This is a genomic window from Caulobacter sp. P1_B12_2 (assembly GCF_056406675.1).
The window spans coordinates 1-2700 of record NZ_JBFTZS010000550.1 but is presented as its reverse complement, the minus strand read 5'-3'; the positions used below and the strand labels follow the sequence as shown (position 1 = coordinate 2700).

3 protein-coding genes are annotated in these 2700 nt (G+C 65.2%); all 3 read left to right on the top strand.

The features are described 5' to 3' along the window. The first annotated feature begins 464 nt into the window (after nt 1–464). The gene (locus AC1DZ6_RS23095) at nt 465–1268 is read left to right on the top strand and encodes a DUF7847 domain-containing protein (RefSeq protein ID WP_477099450.1); all 804 of its coding nucleotides are present in this window, start codon (nt 465–467) and stop codon (nt 1266–1268) included. Nucleotides 1269–1270: 2 nt separating this feature from the next. Further along, on the top strand, nt 1271–2032 hold the full coding sequence (locus tag AC1DZ6_RS23090) for a DUF7847 domain-containing protein (protein WP_477099449.1): 762 nt from the start codon (nt 1271–1273) through the stop codon (nt 2030–2032). A 70-nt stretch (nt 2033–2102) separates the two neighbouring features. After that, a complete protein-coding gene (locus AC1DZ6_RS23085; RefSeq protein ID WP_477099448.1) occupies nt 2103–2498 on the top strand; it encodes a hypothetical protein in 396 nt (131 codons plus the stop codon). Nucleotides 2499–2700 lie beyond the last annotated feature (202 nt).

Genomic DNA, 2700 nt, shown 5'->3' with positions numbered 1-2700 from the left:
CCGGAAGCCCGCGACGCTGAGCCCTGTTAGGGCCTCGCCGCCTTGAAGCCTCCGACGGGCGGGCCAGGGCAACGCCCCTGGTCCCGGACCGCGAGCGCGTCACCGCCCGCCTGYCGCCAAGTCAGCCCTCACGTCACGTCGTATCTGTGTTCCAGGCCCGACCGGCACCAGAGACGYAAGGTTYGATGCTGTCCCTACGCACGCGGACAACACAGCCGACAGAGCTTCCCGCTCGATCGCCCCCGAAAGCCGCATCGGTCGCCGTACGTGCGCCCTCCCCGTGCCTCCAGGTGAAGCCATTATGCGGCCGCCCCAGGCCCCAAGGACCGGAAACCTGCGTTTTTGTGTAGAGCGCTGATTTTGTTCAACTCCGTTTCGGCAGCGACGGGGATAGACGCTCAAACCATGGACACTCGGTTCACCGCATGGTTGAACTGCGGCCTAGCTTTTGGGGGCGATCACAGATGACCGACACGACCGCGGGTTCGCGCAGCTTCGAGATGGGCCGGGTGATTTCCGGGACCTTCGAGGTCATCCGTCGAAACTTCGTCCCCTTCACCCTGCTGGCCCTGCTGCTGGGCGGCCTGCCGAACCTGTTGGTGGGGATGTTCCAACTGCGTTTCGCCGGCGATCGGGCGACGTTCCAGCCCGACTGGATCGGCGGAACTTTCATCGGCGGCCTGGTGATGCTGGCCGCCGCCTTCGTGCTGCAAGCCGCCATCGTCCATGCCACGGTGACCGACCTCAACGGCCGTAAGGTCGTGCTCGGCGACAGCCTGAGGGTCGGCGTCCGCAACTGCCTGCCGCTGATCGGCCTGGCGATTCTGTCGGCCTTGGGCCTGGCGATCGGCTTCATGCTGCTGATCATCCCCGGCCTGATCCTGATGGTGGTGTGGGCCGTGGCGGTGCCGGCCAAGGTCGTCGAGAGGATCGGGGTCTTCGACGCCTTCAGCCGCAGCCGCGACCTGACCCGTGGCCGGCGCTGGCCGATCTTCGGCCTGTTCGTGCTGTACGCGATCGCGGCCTGGGTGCTGAGCGCCCTGATCCTGGCGGCCTTCGCACCGTTCGTCCTGGCCAAGGGTGCGCCCACGGCCGACACGATGGGCAGCTTCGCCAGCTCGCTCAGCGTCATCCAACTGGTCGCCGATCCGCTGGTCGCCACGATCACCACCCTGGTCAGCACCGCCGGCCTGGCGACCCTCTATTCCGAACTGCGCGGCTCGCGCGAGGGCACCGGCCCCGAAGCCCTGGCCTCGGTGTTCGACTGATCGTGGCCGAGGTTCATCGTACGCCGCTCGTGATGGGTGACGCCTTCCGCGACGCCGGACAGTTGCTGATCCAGCGCGGTCTGGTCCTGCTGCTGTTGTCCGCCGCCCTGGTCTTCACGGGGACGGCCGGATCGTCCTGGCTTCGCGCCTATCCGCTCTTCAAGGGCGCCGGATATCTCATCGGCCTGGCCAATTGGCTGAGCACATGGCTGGCCCAGGCGGCGCCGCACAGCCTGTTCATCGCGGCGGTCAGCTGGACCGCCGCCGAGGTTCTGCAAGGCCGTTCGCCGCCCCTCGGCGAGACCCTGCGGCAGGGCTTGCGCTTCTCCCTGCCCGTGTTGGCGGTCCAGGCGCTCTATTTCCTGGGCGTCATGGCGGGCACGATGCTGCTGATCGTGCCCGGCGTGATCGTGGCGTTGATGTGGATCGTCGCGACCCAAGCCGTGATCGTCGAGCGGATGGGGATCATCGAGGCCTTCAAGCACAGCCGCACCCWGACCAAGGGCCATCGGTGGGCGCTGCTGGGCTTGGTCGTCGCCTCCGTCCTGATCGTGGTCGCCGTTGAATGGGTGATCTTCCGCATCGTTTCACCCGGGAGCTCCTTTACCCAGGCCGCCGTCGCGCCGCTCAACGCCTATGGTGTCGTGCCGCTGATCGGCGCCTTGGGCGCGCCTCTGAGCGCGACGGTCATGACCGCCATCTATATGCGCTTGCGCAGCGGTCACCGCGGCTCGGCCGATCGCACCGCCGAAGTGTTCGCCTAAGGCCTTCTTCGATCGCCTGATCGTCGCGCGCAGCGCGCTACGAGACCGCCGCCCAAGTGTTCAACCGATCATGACCGACATCGCAGCGCCGACACAGTTCAACGGCGGACGCGTCCTCCGGGGCGTCTTGGCGCTTCTGAAGCGCGACCCCGTCAAACTTCTCTTGTGGGCGGTCGCCTTCTCCGGCTTGCCGGAGGCGGCCACCACCTATGCCAGCGCGCACCTGTTCGAACCCGACACGGCCTTGAGCTCGCTGGAGAGCTGGCTGGTGCTCGTCGCCACGATGCTGGTGTCCATGGTCGGCCAGGTCGCGCTGCAGGCCGCGGTCACGCGCCAGACCGCGCGGGATCATGACGGCGCGCGTGGGCCATTCGGCGGTCTGAACGACTACCTCGCCTTGGCCGCGCTCGGCCTCGTCACCAGCCTGGGGGTCGTCGGCGGTYMMGTGCCATATGACTTATATTAGTTGGCGGCGATTGCGTTACCATGATAGCTGTAAATAAAAAAATGATAAGCAAAATAATGCTTTCTGCTCGAATCCACATCACGGGCTTATATTCTGGATGTTTTATCGTTTTTCTCATAAGAAAGCCATTGATGACGGCAAATGCAAGCAGCGGAATAATCGAAGCCATTGATGACGGCAAATGCAAGCAGCGGAATAATCG